We start from the raw sequence: 20247 nt of genomic DNA, 5'->3' as shown, positions 1-20247 counted from the left end.
CGCCGCGGGAGCGGGGACGCCGTGCAAGCCCTCAGGCGGCCTGGATCTCGATGCGCCGCGCCTTCGCGTGCGCAGCCTTGGGAATCCGCAGCCGCAGCACGCCCTGCGCCAGTTCGGCGGTGACGTTCTGGGTGTCGAGCTCCTTGCTCAGCGTGAACACCCGCCTGAACCTCGCGAGGCCCACCTCCGTGTGGCTGGAGTTGAGGCCCTCGGGCGTTGTCAGGCTGGACTCGGCTTCGATGGTCAGCGTCGCAGCTTCCACGTGGAGGTTCAGCCTGTCGCGGCTCACGCCGGGCAGGTCGGCGTAGAGCGTGATGCCGCCGCTGTCCTCGATCACGTCGACGGCCGGCGTCAGCGCAGCCTCGGCATGGCGAGACGAGTCCTTCTGTGCGAGCTTGCCCGGTTCGGCGGCCGACGAGGCCTGGAGATCGCGTTTCATGGTGTGGCTCCTTTCGTTCGGTTCGTTCGGGATTCCTCCTCCGGCTCGCTACTGGATGGCGATCCGGCGCGGCTGCGCGGACGCGCGCCGCTGGACGGTGATGTGCAGCACGCCATCGCTCATGCTGGCGTTCACGGCGTCGGGGTCGGCGTCTTCCGGCAGCGTCATGACGCGGCGGAATGCGCCTTCGAAACGCTCGTTGATGTGCACCGCGGCCTTGTCGCCTTCCTCGGGGAGCGCGCTCTTGCGCTCCCCGGAGATGGTCAGCAGGCCGCGCTCGAGGTTGACCTCGAGCGTAGAGGGGTCCACGCCCGGCGCGAACGCATAGATTTCCAGCGTCTGCGGGGTGCTGCCCACGTTCAGCGCGGGGAAGCCGTTCCAGGCAATGCCGCGGATGGAGGGAGACAGGTCGAAAGCCTGCTGCACGTCGCGCTGCAGGCGGTCCATCTCCGCAAAGATGTCGCGAGGAAACAAGGATCGATACATGGCGAAACCTCCGTAAGAAGTTGAATGCGGAAACAACGAAAAGCCGGCGGCGTGCCCCCGTGCTCCAGGCGCTACTGGAGCCTGCTCGATTCGCGCTGGGCCGGGGGCGGCGCCGTCGGACCGGCGCGCGCGAGCGTCTTGATTCGCGGCATCCGCAAGCGCCAGCGCGGCGGGCGGGTCACCGGATAGTCGAACTTCGCCAGTTCTTCCCGCCCCTTGCTGGTGATGGCGAGCACCTGCGCCGCGGACGGTGTGCCCGCAAGCGCGACGGGGTCGGAGGGCGACGGCACCAGGGCCACTACGAGGCCCGCGGCCCGAAGCAGCCGGACCTTGTCGATGTCCTCCGTCCGGTAGAAGGACACGGGCAGGCGGGAGGTGGCGATTTGCCTCAGCAGGTTCATGGTCATTTGAGTGCCTCCTTTTCGGTTTGACCAGGTTCCAACGGAAGTCAACATAGTTTCACTCGCCAGGATTTCAAGAGGGGAAATCGACAGCCGATCTTCAGTGTCAGTGCGCCGCGTTTTCGCTGTCTCCTTCCTCATGAAGGTCGCTCATGGACGGCTCCACGAAGCCAGGGTGTCGCGCACCTCGTCGTCGCTGGGCGGATCGAAGACGCCGTACCACGCGCCCACGGCGTGGAAAGGATCGGGCATGTGCATGCAGACCACCTCGTCCGCACGCGAGCCCATGCGCTCGAGGTCGCTGCGGCCCGCGAACTCGCTCGCCGTCGCGGGCTGCGCCAGCGCCTGGCACGCCGTGGCTTCGCCGACCGGCACCGCGGCAATGACTTTCGCCGCGCCGAGCGACCGCGCCGCGATGATCGCGGCGCGCATCGACAGGCCGGTGGCGAGGCCGTCGTCGACCAGGATGACGGTCTTGCCGCCCAGGTCGCAAGGCGCCCGGCCGCCGCGGTAGGCGCGTTCGCGGCGCGCCAGCTCCCGCTGCTCGCGTTCGAAGACGGGCGTCAGGTCGGCCCAGGGCTCGCCGGTCACGCGCACGCCGCCCGCGGCGATCGCCCCGGCCGCATATTCCTCATGGCCGGGAAGCCCCAGCTTGCGCACCACCATGATGTCGAGCGGGAGATTCAGTGCCCGTGCGACTTGCGCACCGACAGGCACGCCGCCTCGCGGCAGCGCCAGCACGAGCGCATCCGGCGCGTCGCGGTACTGGCCGAGCAGCGTCGCGAGCTGGCGGCCTGCATCGACGCGGTCCCGGAACATGGTCGGCCTCCCGCCTATGAGCGGCCTCGCCGCAAGGCCGGGTCGCTGGGCGAATTGGTCGGCGACAGCTGTTCGGCTGGGGGCCCGAGCAGGCCGCTGTCGCCGCCCTTGGCGTGCGTGGTGCCGCCGCTGCGCACCTTGTAGCGGCCCGAATAGATCTCGTCGTCGTCGAAGTTCAGCGGTGCGGTGTCGGGGGTGCCGCCGCTTTGTACCGCGCCGCGCGACGGCGGGTTGTCGTCGTGGGGGCCGATGGCGTCCTGCACCGGGGCGCCGGCCTGGCGGCTTTTCGTGGCTGCGGGCTTGTGCGTCGTTTTCATGGTTCGTTCCTTTGCGCGATGGAGACCGGAAACAGGCCTCTAGAGTTCGGGTTTCGACCTTGCAGCGCAGGTCCGCTGTGGGAGCGGCCAGGCAGCGAATGTAGGAACAGAAACCCTTGTCGCGTGCCGCCGCACTCGCGCTCCCTCAGAGCGAAGTGAACCCGTCCGACAGACGGCCGGCGCCGGCGGCGCAGATTGGTCCTGCCAAGTGAAAAAGGAGCGCGCAATGATCCGGAAACTCGCTTCGGGCGAATACCGCCTGTATTCCCGCAAGATCGATCCCAAGACGGGCAAGCGCCGCAACCTGGGCACCTTCGCCTCGCAGGAGCAGGCCCGGCAGCACGAGCGCGAAGTCCAGTACTTCAAGCGCCACCACTGAAGAGCCCGCGTGTCGCGAAGGAACGGGACCTCGCGCCACGGAGCCGGGGCGGGCCGGCAGCTCACAGCATGAACGAATCCCGGCTGCGCGCGGCGGGGCCTGCCTCGCTCGCGCTGCCTTCATCGTCGGCGGTAGCGATGCGCAGGCGGGCGCGTTCGTGCCTGCGGATGAGATCGCCGCACCGTTCGCGGTCGGCCGTATCGGCGGGCGGGTCTTCGCCGCAGTCGATGAGGAACTGCGACTCGTCGAAGCTGAGGCCGTGCAGGATCTCCTGGTCCCGCGAATTGAGGGCGAGCAGGTTTTCGCTCGATAGCTGGGCGCGCCGCCGGGCTGCCGGTTCAGGTCCTGGCGGCGTAGATCTGGTCGAGCATCGAGCCCAGCCGATCGAAATCCACCGGCTTCGTCAGATGGGCGAAGAAGCCGGCTTCGAAGCTGGTGTCGCGGTCGCTGGGCTGGCCGTAGCCGGTGATGGCGATCAGCGCGGGCGGATTGATCAGGTCGGCGCGCAGGCGCTTGGCAACGTCGTGGCCGTTCATGCCGGGCAGCCCGATGTCCAGCAACACCACGTCGGGCCGTTTCGCCTTGACGGCCTCTATCGCGGCAAAACCATCGTGCTCCACCGAGCACGAGTAGCCCAGCGATTCCAGCAGCAGTGCCAGGGTTTCCGCCGCATCGCGGTTGTCGTCCACGACCAGCACCAGCTTTTCGCCCTCGCCGCGTTCGGTCGGCCGAGGCATGTCGGGTGTGGGCGCCGCCGGCAGGCGCACCACGAATTCGCTGCCCTCCCCCGCGCGCCCGGTGCTGAACACGCTGACGTAGCCGCCATGAAGCTGCGTCAGCTGCTGCACGAGGCTCAGGCCCAGCCCGAGCCCGCCGCGCGTGCGCGCCAGTTCGTTTTCGCCTTGCACGAAGAGTTCGAAGACCCTCTCGAGATCCTTGCGCGGGATCCCCGGGCCGTTGTCCTTGACGCTGATCTCCGCTTCCGAGGCGTTGGCACCGTGGGTGCCGAGGCGGATCGCGATGCACCCGCCGTCGGGAGTGAACTTGGACGCGTTGTGAGCCAGGTTGCCGATGACCTGGATCAGCCGCGCCCTGTCGCCCGTGACCCAGGGATCGGCCCCGTCGACCTGCAGTTCCAAGACCTGCGACTTCAGCGCCATGGCAGGGCGCATGGCCTCCACCCCTTCGACGACCACTTCGCGAAGCCGCACCGGCTTGGCTTCCAGGTGGATGCGCCCGCTCGTGATCCGGCCCACGTCCAGCAGGTCGTCGATGAGCCGCGTCATCTGCCTGAGCTGGCGATCGATGATGCCGCGCGTCCTGTTCAGCACCAGCGAGCCCGTCTCCTCGCGCTTGAGAAGCTCCAGCGCGTTGGAGATGGGCGCGAGCGGGTTGCGCAGCTCATGGCCCAGCATTGCAAGGAAGGTGGTCATGCGCCTTCCCTCGTCCTCCAGCGTGATGATGCGGCGGCGCTCGGTGAGGTCGCGGGTGACCTTGGCGAATCCCTTGTGCTGCCCGGCGGCGTCGTAGATGGCCGTGATCACCACGCTGGCCCAGAAGCGGGTTCCGTCCTTGCGCACGCGCCAGCCTTCGTCTTCGAAGCGTCCCTCGCGCAGCGCGTTGGCCAGTTCCTCGGCGGGCCATCCGCGCGCGGCGACATCGGGCGGATAGAACTTCGAAAAGTGCTGGCCGATGATCTCGTGTGCCTTGTAGCCCTTGTTCTTCTCCGCGCCGAGATTCCAGCTGACCACGTGGCCGCCGGGGTCGAGCATGAAGATCGCGTAGTCCTTGACTCCTTCGACGAGCAGGCGGAACCGTTCCTCGCTGGCGCGCAGCGCATCTTCGTGCTTTCGCCGGTCGCTGTGATCGCGAATGATCTTGGAATACCCGCGCGTGGCGCCGTTGGCGCCTGGCAGGCGGGTGATGACGATATTGGCCCAGAAGCGCGTGCCGTCCTTGCGCAGGCGCCAGCCCTCGTCCACGAAGCGCCCCTGCTTGCCGGCCTGCGCCAGCTCCTCGTCGGGCAAGCCGCGCGAGAGCGTCTCCTGCGGATACAGGACGGAAAAATGGCGCCCCAGGATGTCGGCGCCGTCGTAGCCGCTGAGCTGGCGTGCCCCGGCGTTCCAGCTCACGATGTTGCCGTCCGGGTCCAGCAGGATGATGGCGTGATCGGTGAGGCCGTCGACCATCTGGCGATAGTCGGCATCGGTCAGGGAGGCGACGGACAACCCGGGCTGTTCGCTGGCTTTCATCGGTTCAGCAGGCATGTCTGGCCCCGGCTCGTGGAGTCTTGCAAGTGTGGTCCATTGCACTTGAACAGCCCGTGGGAAGATTCCTACTCCGGAGCGGAAGCCGAGGCCTCCTCGGCCGCTTCGCGCGGCAGTTCGTACAGGAAGAATGGCGGCACGCCGGGCCGGCTGCGCTGCAGCAGGGGCTTGGCAACGTTGTAGACCGGCACGCCGTTGATGGTGCGCGCCTCGAGCGTGCCCCGGTGCGCGTGGCCGTGGAACACCGCATCCATCGGGTAGCGCAGCAGCGGCTCCTCCAGCCGGCTGCTGCCCAGGAAGGGAAAGATCTCCACCGGCTCGCCCTGCACCGTGCCGGCGATGGGCGCGTAGTGCAGCAGCGCGATGCGGCGCCGCGTGCGCAGCTTGGCCAGCGCCGACTCCAGCTTCATCGCCTCGTTCAGCGCCTCCTGCACGAACAGCTTGATCGCCGGCTCGCCCCAGGCGCCCAGCGAGCCGCGCCCGAAGCCACCGGCAAAGCCCTTCACGCCGGCGATGCCCACGCCCTCGATCTCGCAGGCCGAGCCATCGAGCACGCGGACGCCGGCATGCATCAGCGCACCGGTCACCGCCTCGGGCGTGCCGGACTCGTAGTCGTGGTTGCCCAGCACGGCGACGATGGGGATGTGGATCGCACCCAGCTCCTCGACCAGCACCCGGGCCTCCTCGGCCGTGCCGTAGTCGGTGAGGTCGCCACACAGCAGCAGCGCATCGGCCTCGTCGGCGGCCTGGGCGAAGAGGCTGCGCAGCGTGCCGGCGGAGTCCTTCTGGACATGGATGTCGCCGACGGCGGCAAACCGGATGTGGGAGGACGATTTGGGATTGGGCATGGCGACGCGGCTCGATGAATGCGAGCGCCAGAATGTGCCGCGCCGCGGTTCGCCGTCATCGGCCCCATCCCGCAGCGGCTGTAGGCGCATGCCGACGTTCGATGGGGCCCTTTGCTCCGGGCCGCCGCCTGTGGCCAGCCCTAGCTTTCATGCATGTCGCCCTTCACCGCGCTCGCGCCTTCGCTGGAAGAAGAAGTCGACCCCCACGTGGCCGATTTCTATCGGCAGACCTTGCGCGCCTTGAACGGTGCGGGCATTCCCTTCCTGGTGGGCGGAACCTTCTCGCACGCGTGCTACACGGGCATCCGCCGCTCGACCAAGGACCTCGACCTGTTCATCCACCGCGAGGACTACGAACGCATCGCGCAGCTCGTGCGGCGGCACGGCTGGCGCACCGAGCTGACCCATCCGCACTGGCTGGCCAAGGTGTACGACGGCCCCGAGTTCATCGACCTGATCTTCAATTCGGGCAACGGCGTGACGCCGGTGGACAAGCGCTGGTTCCGCGGCAACTGCCGCGCCGAGATCCTGGGCGTGCCGGTGCTCATCGCCAACGCGGAGGACAGCCTGCTGTCCAAGGCCTTCATCATGGAGCGCGAGCGCTACGACGGCGGCGACATCGCCCACCTGCTGGAGGCCAATGCGCAGCGGCTTGACTGGGTCAGCCTGCTCGAGCGCTTCGGCCCGCACTGGCGGGTGCTGCTGGCCCACCTCACGCTGTTCGGCTACATCTACCCCGGTCAGCGCCATCACATTCCGGACTGGGTCATGTCCCGGCTGATGGAACGCCTGGCCGATGAAATGCGCGAGCCGCCGGCCACGCACGAGAACGTGTGCGCCGGCACCCTGCTGTCGCGCGAGCAATACATCCACGACGTGGAGCGGCTGGGCTACGTGGACGGACGCCTCACCGGCGCGAGCAGCATGACGGCCGAGGACGTGGCGTTGTGGACCGCGGACATCCACGCCAGGAAGCCGCATCGCACCGCGGACGGGCCGTAGCCTGCGCAGTTGCGTCGGGGTTCATGCGGTGCGGGCAGCCACCAGCGCCGCCCACGGCATGCGGCGGAAAGCCACGTCGAGGCTCACGGTGCCGCCGGCGGCCGCCACGGGCTCGCCGGTCAGCACGTTCTTCAGCACGCCCCCGTCGTGGCCTGCGGGAAGCCGCACCGCCGTGCCGCGCCACCTCGCCGCATCGGGCAGGGCCGGGGCATGGTCCATCGCTTCCCGATGCGGAAGCCCGACGAACAGCCGGCTCGCCACGATCACGAGCATGCGGTCGCCATGCAGCCGCCCGAAAGCCACGACGTTCCTCGACAACGGCCCCTCGACCTCCAGCGGTTCGTAGCTGCCCTCCTGGAACAGCAGCGGCTGCTGCCGCCGCAGCGACAGCAACCGCCAGATGAACCAGAGCTTCGCGCGGCCGTCGTGCGGGGCCGCCGCCAGCGCACCGACCCGCTCGGCAAGAGCGTCGCCCTCGGCCACGGCATGCAGCTCGTCGAGGCGCTGCTGGCGCAGCGCGTAGTCGACCGGGCGCCGGTTGTCCGGATCGACGAGGCTCAGCTCGATGAGTTCGCTGCCCTGGTAGAGATCCGGCACGCCGGGGGAGCCGTACTTGAGCAAGGTCAGGGTCAGGCTGTTCCACGCGCCGAACCACGCCAGCCTGTCCGCCATGCGCTGGATGTCGGACAGGCAGGCGCCTTCGCTCGGGTCGCCCAGGATCTCGCGCACGAAGGTCTCCAGCACCGCCTCGTAGTCGGCATCGGGATGGGACCATCGCGTGCGCAGCTTCGATTCGCGCGCGGCCTTCTGCATGTAGTGCCAGATGCGGTTGCTGTAGCCCGCGACTGCATCTGCGGCCAGCCCGCCCACCGGCAGGGTGCCGAGCAGCGTCTGGTAGAGCAGGTATTCGTCCGCGCGCGAGGGAGCCTCGCCGCCGGGCAGCTTCCTGTGCGCGCCGCGGCACTGCGCGTGCCATCGCGCCAGCGCGTGCATCCATTCATCGGGCATCTCGGACAGCACGTCGATCCGGTTGCGCACGTCCTCCGAGCGCTTGTTGTCGTGCGTCGAGGTGGCCAGCATCGTGTGCGGCCAGCGCAGCGCGCGATCGGCGCTGAGCGCGTGGAATTCCTCGACCTCGATGCCGAAGCGGTCGGGCTCGCCGCCCACTTCGTTGAGCGAGCAGAGCGGAAAGTAGCGGTAGAACGCGGTGTCCTCCACGCCCTTGGCCGCCACCGGCGCGCTGAACTGCTGGAAGCGCCGCGCGAAGTGGCGCGCCCGTTCGCCCAGTGCCGGCGCGGCCTGGACGGCCTCTCCCCGCAGTGCGCTGCGCACGAAGAGGAAGATCGAGCGGTCGGCATCGCCGCTGCTGCGGGCGGCCGCGTCGACGGCTTCGTCGATGACCCGCTCGTCCTGTCCCGAGAGGCCGTCGACGATGTAGGTGCGATACACCGGCATGCACGAAGCCACGCCCGCGAGGGCCCGGCGCAGCGCGTTGAGCGTGTAGTCGCGCGTGCTGCGGTCGGCGCGAGCGATGCGCAGCAGCTCGGTGGCCAGCACGTTGAGCTCCGACGCCAGCGCGTTGCGCATCACCTCCCGCCGGCCCGACCGCGCCACCGCGGCAAATTCCTGCGTGTCGCCGGTGAAGCGCTGCCAGGCGTGGAGAACATCCGACTCGGCTGCCGTATCGACCAGCACGCCGTTGGCAACGTTGGCGAAGCGATAGCCCGTGGTCCCGTGCACGTGCCAGGTCTCGGGCACTTCCTCGTTCGCGCCCGCTATCTTCTCGGCCACCACGTACAGCGGCCGCGCGGGCCGCCCTTGCGCGTCGGCGGCCGGCAGCATGAGGCCGGCACGGCGCGCATAGCCCTCCTGCAGCTTGCGGAAGTAGCCGGCGGGGTCGTAGAGCCCGTCGGGGTGGTCGATGCGCAGGCCGTCCACCGCCCCGGACGCAGCCAGCTCGAGCACGAACGACTGCGTGGCCTCGAACACCTCGTCGCGCTCGATGCGGATGGCGGCCAGGTCGTTGATGTCGAAGAAGCGCCGGTAGTTGATCTCGTCGGCTGCCATCCGCCAGTGCGCGAGTCGGTAGGCCTGCGCCTCGATCAGCCGGTGCAGTGCGTCGCGCGCTTCCGGCAAGGCGAGGTTCAGCTCCGCCACCGACGCCTGGATCGCCTGCGCCACCGCGGGGCGCCGCCGCACGAGCAGCGCAAGCCGCGCCTTGAGCAGCTCCTTGTCGCGCACACGTTCCGCGCGTTCTTCCGGCGACGCCGCATTGCGTCCGGGCAGGTGGCCGAACGCGGTGGCAAGGCTTGCGAGATGCCCGGAGGCGGTCGCATCGCCAAGCCGCGCGAGCGCCCGGTGCAGCACCGCCGGATAGCTCTCCGGCGCGAGCGGAAAGCGGTGATCGAAGTAGCGGATCGCCAGGCTGCCGGCCGCATCCTCGAAGCGAAGAACCAGGTCACCGTTTTCCAGCACCTCGCCATAGTGCCCACCGAGCACGGGCAGCAGCACCCTGCCGGCAAGCTCCACGTTGAGCGGTTGCCAATCGATGTCGAAGTGCTGAGCGAACGGAGAGGCTGGGCCGTTTTCCAGCACGTCCATCCACCATGCGTTGTCGGCGCCGAACACGCCCATGTGGTTGGGCACCATGTCCAGCAGCTGGCCAAGGCCGTTGGCCTTCAGCGCGGCAACGAAGCGCGCGAAGCCTTCGGCGCCACCCAGCTCGGGGTTGATCTCCGCGTGCGCCACCACGTCGTAGCCATGCATGCTGCCGGCGCGCGCCCGCTGGATCGGCGAGCAGTACACGTGGCTCACGCCGAGCCTTGTGAGATACGGCAGCACGCGGATCGCCTCGTCGAAGCCGAAGTCCTTGTGGAGCTGCAGCCGGTAGGTGGCGCGCGGCACGCGGGTCTGCAGGCCCGGCGATGCCGCGTGTTCGACAACGCGCGGCCTCTGGGCACGCAGCAACCGGCCGAGGCCGCGCATGCGTTCGCCGCCGGCCAGCGCCGTGCTCGAGACGGGCAGCTTGCGCCGCCAGTTGGGATGCGTATCGACCGTGCCCGGCATGTTGGCCTGGGCGACCACCTCCGCCACGTCTTCGAGCTGGACCAGCATCAGCGCCGACGGCGAGGCCGCCAGCAATGCATGCGCCGCTTCCACGATGCGGCCGGTCGGCATCGCAAGGCCGGCGGCCTGCGCCATGTCTTCGCGCGACAGCAGGCCGGCCCGCAGCATCGCGTGCATCAGCTGCATGCGCTCGTGCGCCCGGTCCGTCAGCTGTTTGTCGAAGATCGCCGGATCGGGGAACAGGCCAAGCGCGAGGCGCTCCCGAAGGTCTTGCGCCGTCCACCAGCCCGCGAAGGTCGCAAGGTCGTGCGTGCTGACCGCGGCCAGCGCGGCCGGCGGATAGGCGGCGGGCGGCTTGAATCCGCCGCCCTGCGGCTCCTTCTCGAAATACAGCAGGCGATAGGACAACACGTCGGCACGCAAGAGCGCGTCGCGCAACGCGTCGTCGACCGTGCCCAGGTCTTCGCCCACCACCATGCAGCGGTGCCGGTGGCTCTCTATCGCCACCACGGCCAGCATCTCGTCCAGCGCGTGGTGGACGTAGGCGCCCTCTTTCGCATCACGCCCGGGCGGAATCCAGAACAGGCGCATCAGGCCCATCACGTGGTCGATGCGCAATGCACCCGCGCCACGCATGCCGGCACGCAGCGTGTCGATGAAGTAGCGGTAGCCCTCCGCGCGCAGGCGGTCGGGGCGCAATGGCGGCAGGCCCCAGCCCTGTCCCGCAGGGTTGAACTCGTCAGGCGGCGCACCGATGCTGGCACCTCCGGCAAGGCCCTGCTGCAGGGCCCAGGCATCGGAACCGGCGCGGTCGACCGACACCGCCAGGTCCACGTACAGGCCAACACCCATGCCGAGCGCGCTGCAGCGCGCGGCGGCCGCAGCCAGCTGGCGGGCGGCCAGCCACTGGAGGTACTGGTGGAACTGCACGCGCTGCGCATACACCACCGCGAATGCACTCACCTCGGCGGAATCCGGGTCCTGGTAGGCACTCGGCCACGCGTGCCAGTCCCACGCGCCCCCTTCGTGCGCGAGGAAGTGGGCCTGCAGCGCTTCGAAAAGAGCGTGCCGGCGCAGCGCCTCGCCACGCTCCGCGACGAAGGCCATGAACTCCTGGCCCGTTTCGTCGGGCGGCCCTTCGGACGGCAGATGGCGCTCGCAGAAATGGCTGAACAGCAAGGCGAGCACTTCGAACTTCGCGGCAGCCACGCCGGGGTAGTCCACCAGGGGCGTGGCGCGCAAGGCGGCAAGGCGCGACTGGAAATCGGGCGAATGCACCCGCTCGCGGGCCGGCGCGCAATCGGCGAAATCCGGCACCGCCTCCACGTCGATGTAGAGCGCATTGAGCTGCAGGCGGGACGAAGGGCTGTAGGGGCTCGCGTGCTGCGGGGTACTGGCGAACAACGCGTGCAGCGGGTTGAGGCCGATGATGTCGGCGCCCTGCGCCGCCATCTGCACGGCCAGTTCTTCGAGATCGCTGAAGTCGCCGATGCCCCAGTTGCGCGGCGAGCGCAGGCTGTAGAGCTGTAGCGACACGCCCCACGCGCGGCCGCCGTCGCGCACCGCGGGGGGCCGGTAGCAACGGCCCGGCGAGACCAGCACCAGCGTCTCGCCACGCAAGCCTTCGCCTTCGATGCGCAGCCGGCAGTAGCCTGCTTCGAGGCTCGATGGGAGGTGCAGGACGCGCTCGCACACATGCCCGCCGCTTTCGATGCGGCCGGTTTCGGGCAGCGCCCCGGCATCCGCTTCGCCCTGCCGCGCACGGCCTTGTTCGTCGATGAGCTCCCATCGAAGCCGGCCCGTCGAGACCGGCAGCCGCAGCGGCACCTGCCACCCGCGGCTCGACGCCTGCACGGCCACGGCCGGCGGCAGCACCTCGGCGCTGCGCGCGCGGTGTGCCGCCTCGAGGGCGTGGGCCGCGTCGGCCGCATCGCCGATGTGCACGCCGAACTCGGCGAGCAGCGCAATCAGGCTCTGCGCAGAAACCTCGCGACGCACGCCGAATGCGTCGACATAGCCGGTGTCAATGCCGAAGTGCTCGCACAGCCGCCCAAGTTCGCCTGTGACGCCGTGGTGGTGCGGTTCATGCGCCATGCAGCTCTTCCAGCGTCACATGCACCGCGCCGCGTGCGCAGCGCAGGCTGCCCTGGCAAGCGGCCGCGCCGTCGCTATGGATCACGGCGCCCGGCGGCGGCTCGACGCCATCGGCCGGCTGCGAACCGAAATGAGCGAGCAGGTACAGCCGCGCCCCAGCCTGGCCTTGTTGCAAGGGCCCCAGGCTCCACTGCACCCGGAGCAGGCCGTTCTCGCAGCGGTAGCTGCCCGCGCCTGCGGTACCGGCGAGCCGCGGCACCACGAAGCGCTGGCGCAGGCGCAGCAGTTGCGTCACCTCGCTGAGCCTCGCGAAATGCGCGCGCGCGCCGCGCTCGCGCCAGTGCAGCTTCGACGCGAGAAAGGTCGATTCGGCGTTGGGGTCCGGAATGCGCGCGCGGGCTGCCTCATCGGCAAACGCCGCGAAACCGCCGAACTCCGAACGCCGCCCATCGGACACCGCCGCCGCCAGCTCGGGGCCGAAGTCGCAGAAATACTGGAACGGCGTGGAGGCGGCGAACTCGTCGCCCATGAAGAGCATCGGCACATGCGGGCACAGCAGCAGGCAAGCCATCGCCGCGCGCAGCAGCACCGGATCGCCGAGCGCGTGGATGCGCTCTCCGAATGCGCGGTTGCCGACCTGGTCGTGGGTCTGAAGGAAGGAAACGAACGCCTGTGGCGGCAGCCGCGTGCTCGGCTCGCCGCGCCGATCGCCCTGGCGGAAGAGCGAGGGCTGCCCCTGATAGACGAAGCCCTCGGCCAGCGCCTGCGCGAAACGGCAGACCGGGTCGTCGGCATAGTCGGCGTAGTAGCCATCGCGCTCGCCGGTGGCCAGCACGTGCACCGCGTGGTGCAGGTCGTCGTTCCACTGCGCCGTTGCCGCGACCGGCAGGCCGTGGTCGTCGCGTACCAGCATCGAGGCCTGGTTGGCATCGTTCTCCACCACCAGGTGGATGTGGCGCTCGCGGGCGGGGCCGGCGTCCAGCGCCTCGCGGATCTCGCGCACGATGTGCGGCCGCGTTTCGTCGTGGATCGCGTGGACGGCGTCCATGCGCAGGCCGTCGAAGCGGAACTCCTCGATCCAGTAGAGCGCGTTGTGCAGGAAGAAGTCGCGCACGGTGCGCGAGCCCGGTCCGTCGAAATTGATCGCGGCGCCCCACGGCGTCCGGTGCCCGGGGTTGAAGAACTCGGGACAGTAGGCATGCAGATGGTTGCCCTCCGGGCCGAAGTGGTTGTAGACCACGTCCAGCAGCACCATCAGCCCGAGCGAGTGCGCGGCATCGACCAGCGCCTTGAGGTCATCCGGCGTGCCGTAGGCCGCGTCCGGGGCGAACGGCAGCACGCCGTCGTACCCCCAATTGCGCCGGCCCGGAAAGTCGGCCAGCGGCATGAGCTCGATGGCGGTGATGCCGAGTTCGGCCAGCTCGCCGAGCCGTTCCCGCGCCGCATCGAAGGAGCCCTCCTGCGTGAAGGCGCCGACGTGCAGTTCGTAGACCACCGCCTCCTCCCACGGGCGGCCGCGCCAGGCGTCGTCGGTCCACCCGAAGCGGTGCGGGTCCATCACGGCGCTCGGGCCGTGCACGTCGTCGGGATTGAATCGCGAGGCCGGATCCGGCACGCGCGAGCCGTTGGCCAGCAGGTAGCTGTATCGGTCGCCGTGCCCTGCCTGCGGCACCAGCAGCCGATGCCAGCCGCGGTGGTCGCGCTCCATCGGCCTGGAGACCGCGCCGCCCCCGGCGGCGCGGTGTTCGAGCACGACGGACGGCTCCGAAGGCGCCCAGAGGGCGAACTCCACCCCGCCACCCCCCGCCTGCACGGTGGCGCCGAACGGCATGTGGTGCGAACGGGTGCTCATGGGGTGCCTCCGGGGTTCATGGCCTCATGCCGGGCCGATTCAACACCGCGAGCGAGCGGCATTGCAGGGGATAGGCCGGCTGCGTCCACGCCGGGGCCGGCGTGGCGGCGTCGACGGTGGCGAGCGGCGGCGCGCTGCCGGCGGTGTCGACCAGCAGCCGCCAGGCCCCATGCGGGGTCGCCGGCAGCGTGAAGGGAATCTCGTCGTGGTGGGCGTTGAACAGCACCAGGAAATCGTCGTCGTGCTGCGCCTCGCCGCGCGGCCCGCGGTCGACGATGCCGCCGCCGGGGATGTACATCGCGATGCAGCGCGCGTTCGCGTCGTTCCAGTTCTCGGGCTGCATCTCCGTGCCGTCGGGCTTGAGCCAGTGCACGTCGGTCACGCTCTCGCCTTCCGCCGGCTGGCCCGCGAAGAACGAACGGCGCCGGAACGATGGATGCGCTCGGCGCAGCGAGATCATGCGTTCGACGAAGCTCGTGAGCGCCGAACTCTCCGGCGAGGGCATCCAGTCGAGCCAGCCGATCTCGTTGTCCTGGCAATAGACATTGTTGTTGCCCTGCTGCGTGTGGCCGCGCTCGTCGCCCGCCAGCAGCATCGGCACGCCCTGCGAGAGCAGCAGCGTGGCCAGCAGGTTGCGCTTCTGCCGCTCGCGCAGCGCGAGCACTTCGGGGTCGTCGGTGGGGCCCTCGGCGCCGCAGTTCCACGAGACGTTGTGGTTGTTGCCGTCGCGGTTGTCCTCGCCGTTGGGCTCGTTGTGCTTGTCGTTGTACGAGACGAGGTCGTGCAGCGTGAAGCCGTCGTGCGCGGTCACGAAGTTGATGCTGGCGGTGGGCTTCTTGCCGGACCAGCCGTACAGGTCCTCGGAGCCGGTGACGCGCCTGGCCATCTCGCCGAGCAGGCCGCCATCGCCCTTCCAGAATCCGCGCATGCCGTCGCGGTACTGGTCGTTCCATTCGGCCCAGCCGAGCGGGAAGTTGCCCACCTGGTAGCCGCCGTGGCCCAGGTCCCAGGGCTCGGCGATGAGCTTCACGCGGTTGAGCGTCGGGTCCTGGCGGATCGCGTCGAAGAAGCCGCCGAGGTTCTCGACCTTGCCCGACTCGCGCGCCAGCGCCGAGGCCAGGTCGAAGCGGAAGCCGTCGACGTGCATCTCCTCGGCCCAGTAGCGCAGCGAGTCCATCACCAGCTGCAGCGCGTGCGGGTGCTCCAGGTTCACGGTGTTGCCGCAGCCGGTGAAGTCGTCGTAGTAGCGGCGGTTGTCGGCGTTGGCGATGTAGTAGGAGGCGTTGTCCACGCCGCGCATCGACAGGGTGGGCCCGAGCTGGTTGCCCTCGCAGGTGTGGTTGTAGACCACGTCGAGGATCACCTCGATGCCTGCCGAATGCAGCGTCTTCACCATCGTCTTGAACTCCTTCACCTTGCCCGAGGCGCTGTAGCGCGTCTCGGGCGCGAAGAAGGCCAGCGTGTTGTAGCCCCAGTAGTTCTGCAGGCCGCGCTCGGCAAGGTGCCGGTCGTTGAGGAAACTGTGCACCGGCAGCAGCTCCACCGTGGTCACGCCCAGGCGCTTGAGGTAGTCGACCACCGGCGCGCAGCCCAGGCCGGCGTAGGTACCGCGCAGCGCGGGCGGCACGTCGGGGTGCGTCATGGTGAAGCCGCGCACGTGCATCTCGTAGATCACCATGTCCTGCCACGGCACGAGGGGGCGGCGGTCGTCTCCCCAGGTGAAGGCGGTCTCGAGCACGCGGCCCTTGGGCATCAGCGGCGCGCTGTCGCGGCGATCGAAGGAAAGGTCCTCGCGCTTGCTGCCCACGGTGTAGCCGTAGAGCGCGTCGCCCCAGCGCAGCTCGCCCGCCAGGTCCTTCGCATACGGGTCGACCAGCAGCTTGTTGGCGTTGAAGCGGTGCCCCTCCTCCGGCTTGTAGGGGCCGTGCACGCGGTAGCCGTAGGCCTGGCCGGGGCGCGCCTCGGGCAGGTAGCAATGCCATACGCCGTCGGTGCGTTCGCGCATCGCGATGCGCTGCAGCTCGTGGCGTCCGCGCTCGTCGAACAGGCACAGCTCGACGCCGCTCGAATGCTGCGAGAACAGGGCGAAATTGACGCCCCCTCCGTCCCAGGTGGCGCCGCGCGGATACGGTCGGCCGGGCCAGACGGCCGTGATCGACGGATTGGGTTTTCGTGTCATTCAGTGCGGCAGGTGATCATTGCCGGGACGCGGGGTGGAACTGTCGACAGTGGTCACGTTCGGCGGCGGCGGCTTGCCGCCCCTGATCTGCCTCGGCCACCAATGTTCGATCTGCGCCTTCGCCCAGTCCTTGCCTGCCAGTCCGAAGGCCAGGGCGAGCGCGAAGACCACGCCGGCGAGGATCACGAGGAAGCTCTCGCGCACGATGTCGCCGCCGACCTTGATCTGGTCGAGCGCGATCAGGATCACGAAAGCCATCACCGCGTACTGCGCCACCTTGCCGAAGAGGGCCGCGTCCTGCATCTGGATGCCGCGGAAGTAGCTCGACACCGCATCGCCCACGAAGCGCGCGAAATAGGAGCCGAAAGCCAGCACCAGCAGCGCCACGAACACGTTCGGCACGAACCAGACGATGCGCCCGAGCAGGTCGGCGATGTAGCTCAGCCCCATGCCGTTGAAGGCGATGAGCAGCGAGGCGAAGATCACCAGCCAGTACGCGAGGATGCCGAACAGGCTGCTGGTGTCCCCCGCGAGCCCGCCCTGGCGCAGGAAGTTGTCGAGCCCCGCGCGCTCGGTCAGCACGTTGAAGTTGACGGCGCGCAGCGCCCTGGTCACCGCGAAGCGCACCGCCTTGGCGACCAGCCAGCCGGCGATGACCACGACCACCGCGATCAGCAGGCGCGGCACGAAGGCGCCGACCTGGTAGAGGATGGCGCGCAGCGGCTCCAGGTGAATGCCGAAGTTTTCCATGGTGTGAGCTCCCTTGGGGTTGCGTCGACAACGTCAGGCGCGGGACGGTTGGATGAGCGCGAGCACGCCTTGCAGCGGCACCTGCGCCCAATCGACACGGTTGTCGAGTTCGTAGCGCAACTCGTAAAGGGCTTTCTCGAGTTCGAACAGCGCGAGCAGTTCGCCGTCGAGCGCCCCGCCGTAGCCCGCCAGGAAAGCTTCGCGCGTCGCCTGCTCCCACGCGACGGCCGGGGCGGCCAGCCGCTCGGCCTCGTCGGGGTTCTGCGCCACCCGGCGCAGCGCCGACCAGCGCGCGTAGTTGAACGAGCGCAGCATGCCGGCCACGTCGCGCAGCGGCGAGCTCTTGGTGCGTCGCTCCTCGAAGCTGCGCGCGGGCTCGCCCTCGAAATCGATGATGACGAAGTCGTTGTCCTTCACCAGCACCTGGCCGAGGTGGTAATCGCCGTGGTAGCGGCTCTTGATGCCGGTGCCTTCCACCGGCCGTCTCGCCTCGATGCCGGCCTGCAGCGTGCCGGACGCCGCGAGCAGCGTGCGGGCGTCGGCCTGCACCGTGGGCGGCAGCAGGTCGAGCCGTTCGCGCAGCAGCGCGAGCGTTGCCTCAGCGTCGCTCGCGGCATGGGCCTTGAACCCGGCGAAGTCGGCAGACGCCAGCGGCTCGGGGTCGAATGCGGCGGCGCCCGTGCGCACGGCGAGCGCCTGGTGCAGCTCGGCCGTGCGGCGGCCCAGCGTGGCCATCAGCGCGAGGAAGCCGCCGTGCACCTCCGACACGGCGGGCGCGCCGCCGTCGGTGGTGGCCACGTCGCGCAGGAAGCGCTCGAGGTAGCCGAGCGTGTAGTCCCAGCCGTCGCCCTGGTTGGACACGTAGCTCTGCACCATGGCGAGCGTGATCGTGCGGCCGTCGTTCGCCATGTACTCGAGCGCGCCGAGCACCGGCACGCAGTGCGGGTAGCGCGCCACCTCGGTCAGGAAGCGGCCCATCTCCAGCTCGGGGTTGATGCCTTCGCGCACGTGCCGATAGCCCTTGAGGAACAGGGTCTCGTCCAGCGTGACCACCGTGTTGCTGCTCACGCCGCTCGGGCGGCCCACAGGCAGCGCGTCGATGTCGGCGCCGACTTGCGCGAAGGCCGCCGTCGGCTTGAAGACCAGCCTGCCGTTCGCCGTCGCAAGCTCGGTCCCCTTGCCGATGGCACGCACCAGCTCGCGGCAGAAGGCCTCGTCGTAGAAGGCGTCGCCCATCAGCCCGACCTGCGCCTGCTGCCGCACCTTCGCGATCGCGGCCTGCGCCACGCCGGCCATGCGCTCCTCGTCGCGCTCTTCCCACGCCAGCGCGAGCGGCATGAAGTAGGCGGCGCCGCCGGGCGGGCCGTCGAGGTCCAGCAGCGGCAGCATCCAGCTCAGGCCGCCGACCTCCCACACGGCATGGTCCACCAGCCGCGCGCGCCCGATGGCCGTGCCCTTGGAGGCATACCAGCGCTGGATCTCGATGTGGCGCGGCAGGATCTCCAGCTCGAACTGGTTGCGCATGCGTTCGGCCATGTTGATGCGCCAGGGCATCACGCGGTCGCGGAAGAAGCTGGTCCAGCCGTCGAACAGCACCAGCGTGGGCCACTCCTGCAGCGCCACGCCTTCCTGGTGCCAGCTCGGCGCATCGGCCTCGGCGGCGAGCTTGAACCAGTAGAAGCCGTACGAAGCCAGCGTGAGCAGGTACGGCAGCTCGCCGATGGGCGGGAACGGTGCGCGCCCCAGCATCTCGATGGGCACGAAACCCTTGAACTCCGACAGGTCCAGCTCCACCGGCTGGGCCGCGCGCGACAGGTTGAACACCGTCAGCACCACGTCGCTGTCGTACTCGCTCAGGTAGGCCAGGATCTTGCGGTTGCCGGGCTTCAGGAAGCGGCGCCTGCCGCGCCCGAAGGCGTGGCTGGTCTTGCGCACGGCGAGCATGCGCCGGGTCCAGTTGAGCAGCGAGCTGCTGTCGCGCGCCTGGGCCTCGACGTTGAGCGCCTCGTAGCCGAACATCGCGTCCATGATCGGCTGCAGGTAGAGGCGCTGCGGGTCGGCGCGCGAGAAGCCCGCGTTGCGGTCGGGGCTCCATTGCATCGGGGTGCGCACGCCATTGCGGTCGCCCACGAACACGTTGTCGCCCATGCCGATTTCGTCGCCGTAGTAGATGATGGGCGAGCCCGGCATGGACAGCAGCATGCCGTTCATGAGCTTCACGCGATCGGGGTCGTTCTCCATCAGCGGCGCGAGCCGGCGGCGGATGCCCAGGTTGATGCGCGCGCGCATGTCGGCGGCGTACATGGTGTACATGTAGTCGCGCTCCTTGCTGGTCACCATCTCGAGCGTCAGCTCGTCGTGGTTGCGCAGGAAGATGGCCCACTGGCAGCCCTCGGGGATGTCGGGCGTCTGCGCCATGATCTCGACGATCGGGTGCCGGTCTTCCTGTGCGATGGCCATGTACATGCGCGGCATCAGCGGGAAGTGGTAGGCCATGTGGCACTCGTCGCCGTCGCCGAAATACTCGCGCACGTCCTCGGGCCACATGTTGGCCTCGGCCAGCAGGAAGCGGTTGCGGTACTGCGCATCGATGGCCGCGCGCAGCCGCTTGATCACCGCATGGGTCTCGGGCAGGTTCTCGTTGCTGGTGCCGTCGCGCTCCACGAGGTAGGGAATGGCGTCGAGCCGGAAGCCGTCCACGCCCATGTCGAGCCAGAAGCGCATGGTCTTGAAGATGGCTTCCATCACCGCCGGGTTGTCGAAGTTCAGGTCGGGCTGGTGGCTGAAGAAGCGGTGCCAGAAGTACTGCTTGGCCACCGGGTCCCAGGTCCAGTTCGACGTCTCGGTGTCGGTGAAGATGATCCGCGTTCCCTGGTAGATCTGGTCGGTGTCGCTCCACACGTAGAAATTGCGCTCGGGCGAGCCGGGCGGTGCGAGCCGCGCGGCCTTGAACCAAGGGTGTTCGCTCGAGGTGTGGTTGATGACCAGCTCGGTGATCACGCGCAGGCCCCGCTTGTGCGCCTCGGCCAGCATCTCGCGGAAGTCGTCGAGCGTGCCGTACTGCGGGTGCACGTCCTCGTACTCGGAGATGTCGTAGCCGTCGTCGCGCAGCGGCGAGGGGTAGAAGGGCATCAGCCAGATGGTGTTGACGCCCAGCTCCTTCACGTAGTCGAGCTTGGCGGTCACGCCCTTGAAGTCGCCCATGCCGTCGTTGTTGGAGTCGAAGAAGGCCTTGACGTTGAGCTGGTAGATCACGGCGTCGCGGTACCACAGCGGATCGTCGCTGTTGTCGATCTCGACGGTTTCGAGTGCGATGTGCGAGACGGGTGCATTCATGGGCCGGCGACC

14 protein-coding genes are annotated in these 20247 nt (G+C 69.1%); 2 read left to right on the top strand and 12 right to left on the bottom strand.

Translation table 11 applies throughout. From position 1 onward, the window contains the following. Positions 1–31: 31 nt before the first annotated feature. The 5 genes from AC1DFC_RS11400 to AC1DFC_RS11380 all read right to left on the bottom strand — a co-directional run bounded on the left by AC1DFC_RS11400 (position 32) and on the right by AC1DFC_RS11380 (position 2462). Positions 32–439: an Hsp20/alpha crystallin family protein gene (locus AC1DFC_RS11400; protein WP_007832948.1), complete on the bottom strand. Its 408-nt coding sequence runs from the start codon at positions 437–439 to the stop codon at positions 32–34. A 48-nt stretch (positions 440–487) separates the two neighbouring features. Next, positions 488–925: an Hsp20/alpha crystallin family protein gene (locus AC1DFC_RS11395; RefSeq protein ID WP_413312669.1), complete on the bottom strand. Its 438-nt coding sequence runs from the start codon at positions 923–925 to the stop codon at positions 488–490. 71 nt (positions 926–996) lie between these two features. Further along, positions 997–1332, bottom strand: coding sequence for a hypothetical protein (locus AC1DFC_RS11390; RefSeq protein ID WP_478179264.1), 336 nt, complete (start codon positions 1330–1332; stop codon positions 997–999). A 144-nt stretch (positions 1333–1476) separates the two neighbouring features. Continuing rightward, complete coding sequence (locus tag AC1DFC_RS11385) at positions 1477–2145, bottom strand: phosphoribosyltransferase (protein WP_478179263.1); 669 nt, start codon at positions 2143–2145, stop codon at positions 1477–1479. A gap of 14 nt (positions 2146–2159) precedes the next feature. Then, a complete protein-coding gene (locus AC1DFC_RS11380; RefSeq protein WP_007832939.1) occupies positions 2160–2462 on the bottom strand; it encodes a hypothetical protein in 303 nt (100 codons plus the stop codon). 226 nt (positions 2463–2688) lie between these two features. On the opposite strand from AC1DFC_RS11380, the gene AC1DFC_RS11375 reads away from it, so the two are divergent. Beyond that, positions 2689–2841, top strand: a complete 153-nt coding sequence (locus AC1DFC_RS11375; RefSeq protein ID WP_007832938.1) for a hypothetical protein — start codon at positions 2689–2691, stop codon at positions 2839–2841. A 338-nt stretch (positions 2842–3179) separates the two neighbouring features. Here the strand turns inward: AC1DFC_RS11375 and AC1DFC_RS11370 are convergent, their stop codons facing one another. After that, a complete protein-coding gene (locus tag AC1DFC_RS11370) occupies positions 3180–5093 on the bottom strand; it encodes a PAS domain-containing hybrid sensor histidine kinase/response regulator (protein ID WP_049965684.1) in 1914 nt (637 codons plus the stop codon). An 83-nt stretch (positions 5094–5176) separates the two neighbouring features. Beyond that, complete coding sequence (locus AC1DFC_RS11365) at positions 5177–5956, bottom strand: metallophosphoesterase family protein (protein WP_007832934.1); 780 nt, start codon at positions 5954–5956, stop codon at positions 5177–5179. A 153-nt stretch (positions 5957–6109) separates the two neighbouring features. On the opposite strand from AC1DFC_RS11365, the gene AC1DFC_RS11360 reads away from it, so the two are divergent. Further along, positions 6110–6958, top strand: coding sequence for a nucleotidyltransferase (locus tag AC1DFC_RS11360; RefSeq protein ID WP_007832932.1), 849 nt, complete (start codon positions 6110–6112; stop codon positions 6956–6958). A 21-nt stretch (positions 6959–6979) separates the two neighbouring features. Here AC1DFC_RS11360 and AC1DFC_RS11355 read toward each other — a convergent pair whose 3' ends face one another. The 5 genes from AC1DFC_RS11355 to treS are packed head-to-tail and all read right to left on the bottom strand — an operon-like array spanning position 6980 to position 20235. Further along, on the bottom strand, positions 6980–12118 hold the full coding sequence (locus tag AC1DFC_RS11355; RefSeq protein WP_478179262.1) for a malto-oligosyltrehalose synthase: 5139 nt from the start codon (positions 12116–12118) through the stop codon (positions 6980–6982). Beyond that, positions 12108–13970 (bottom strand): malto-oligosyltrehalose trehalohydrolase, encoded by a 1863-nt coding sequence (gene treZ / locus AC1DFC_RS11350; protein ID WP_478179261.1) that lies wholly within the window; start codon positions 13968–13970, stop codon positions 12108–12110. Before treZ ends, AC1DFC_RS11355 begins: the two co-directional genes overlap by 11 nt. 16 nt (positions 13971–13986) lie before the next feature. Beyond that, a complete protein-coding gene (gene glgX / locus AC1DFC_RS11345; RefSeq protein ID WP_007832914.1) occupies positions 13987–16149 on the bottom strand; it encodes a glycogen debranching protein GlgX in 2163 nt (720 codons plus the stop codon). Beyond that, on the bottom strand, positions 16150–16899 hold the full coding sequence (locus AC1DFC_RS11340) for a mechanosensitive ion channel family protein (RefSeq protein ID WP_007832912.1): 750 nt from the start codon (positions 16897–16899) through the stop codon (positions 16150–16152). A gap of 33 nt (positions 16900–16932) precedes the next feature. Then, positions 16933–20235, bottom strand: coding sequence for a maltose alpha-D-glucosyltransferase (gene treS / locus AC1DFC_RS11335; RefSeq protein WP_007832910.1), 3303 nt, complete (start codon positions 20233–20235; stop codon positions 16933–16935). Between the last annotated feature and the right edge of the window lie 12 nt (positions 20236–20247).

The organism is Variovorax sp. 10L421 (genome assembly GCF_056395365.1).
This window is presented reverse-complemented; position numbering and strand designations above follow the sequence as displayed.

Coding starts and splice junctions, on each gene's coding strand:
- AC1DFC_RS11400 (WP_007832948.1), bottom strand. CDS start 439: ATGAAACGCGATCTCCAGGCCTCGTCGGCCGCCGAACCGGGCAAGCTC.
- AC1DFC_RS11395 (WP_413312669.1), bottom strand. CDS start 925: ATGTATCGATCCTTGTTTCCTCGCGACATCTTTGCGGAGATGGACCGC.
- AC1DFC_RS11390 (WP_478179264.1), bottom strand. CDS start 1,332: ATGACCATGAACCTGCTGAGGCAAATCGCCACCTCCCGCCTGCCCGTG.
- AC1DFC_RS11385 (WP_478179263.1), bottom strand. CDS start 2,145: ATGTTCCGGGACCGCGTCGATGCAGGCCGCCAGCTCGCGACGCTGCTC.
- AC1DFC_RS11380 (WP_007832939.1), bottom strand. CDS start 2,462: ATGAAAACGACGCACAAGCCCGCAGCCACGAAAAGCCGCCAGGCCGGC.
- AC1DFC_RS11375 (WP_007832938.1), top strand. CDS start 2,689: ATGATCCGGAAACTCGCTTCGGGCGAATACCGCCTGTATTCCCGCAAG.
- AC1DFC_RS11370 (WP_049965684.1), bottom strand. CDS start 5,093: ATGAAAGCCAGCGAACAGCCCGGGTTGTCCGTCGCCTCCCTGACCGAT.
- AC1DFC_RS11365 (WP_007832934.1), bottom strand. CDS start 5,956: ATGCCCAATCCCAAATCGTCCTCCCACATCCGGTTTGCCGCCGTCGGC.
- AC1DFC_RS11360 (WP_007832932.1), top strand. CDS start 6,110: ATGTCGCCCTTCACCGCGCTCGCGCCTTCGCTGGAAGAAGAAGTCGAC.
- AC1DFC_RS11355 (WP_478179262.1), bottom strand. CDS start 12,118: ATGGCGCATGAACCGCACCACCACGGCGTCACAGGCGAACTTGGGCGG.
- treZ (WP_478179261.1), bottom strand. CDS start 13,970: ATGAGCACCCGTTCGCACCACATGCCGTTCGGCGCCACCGTGCAGGCG.
- glgX (WP_007832914.1), bottom strand. CDS start 16,149: ATGACACGAAAACCCAATCCGTCGATCACGGCCGTCTGGCCCGGCCGA.
- AC1DFC_RS11340 (WP_007832912.1), bottom strand. CDS start 16,899: ATGGAAAACTTCGGCATTCACCTGGAGCCGCTGCGCGCCATCCTCTAC.
- treS (WP_007832910.1), bottom strand. CDS start 20,235: ATGAATGCACCCGTCTCGCACATCGCACTCGAAACCGTCGAGATCGAC.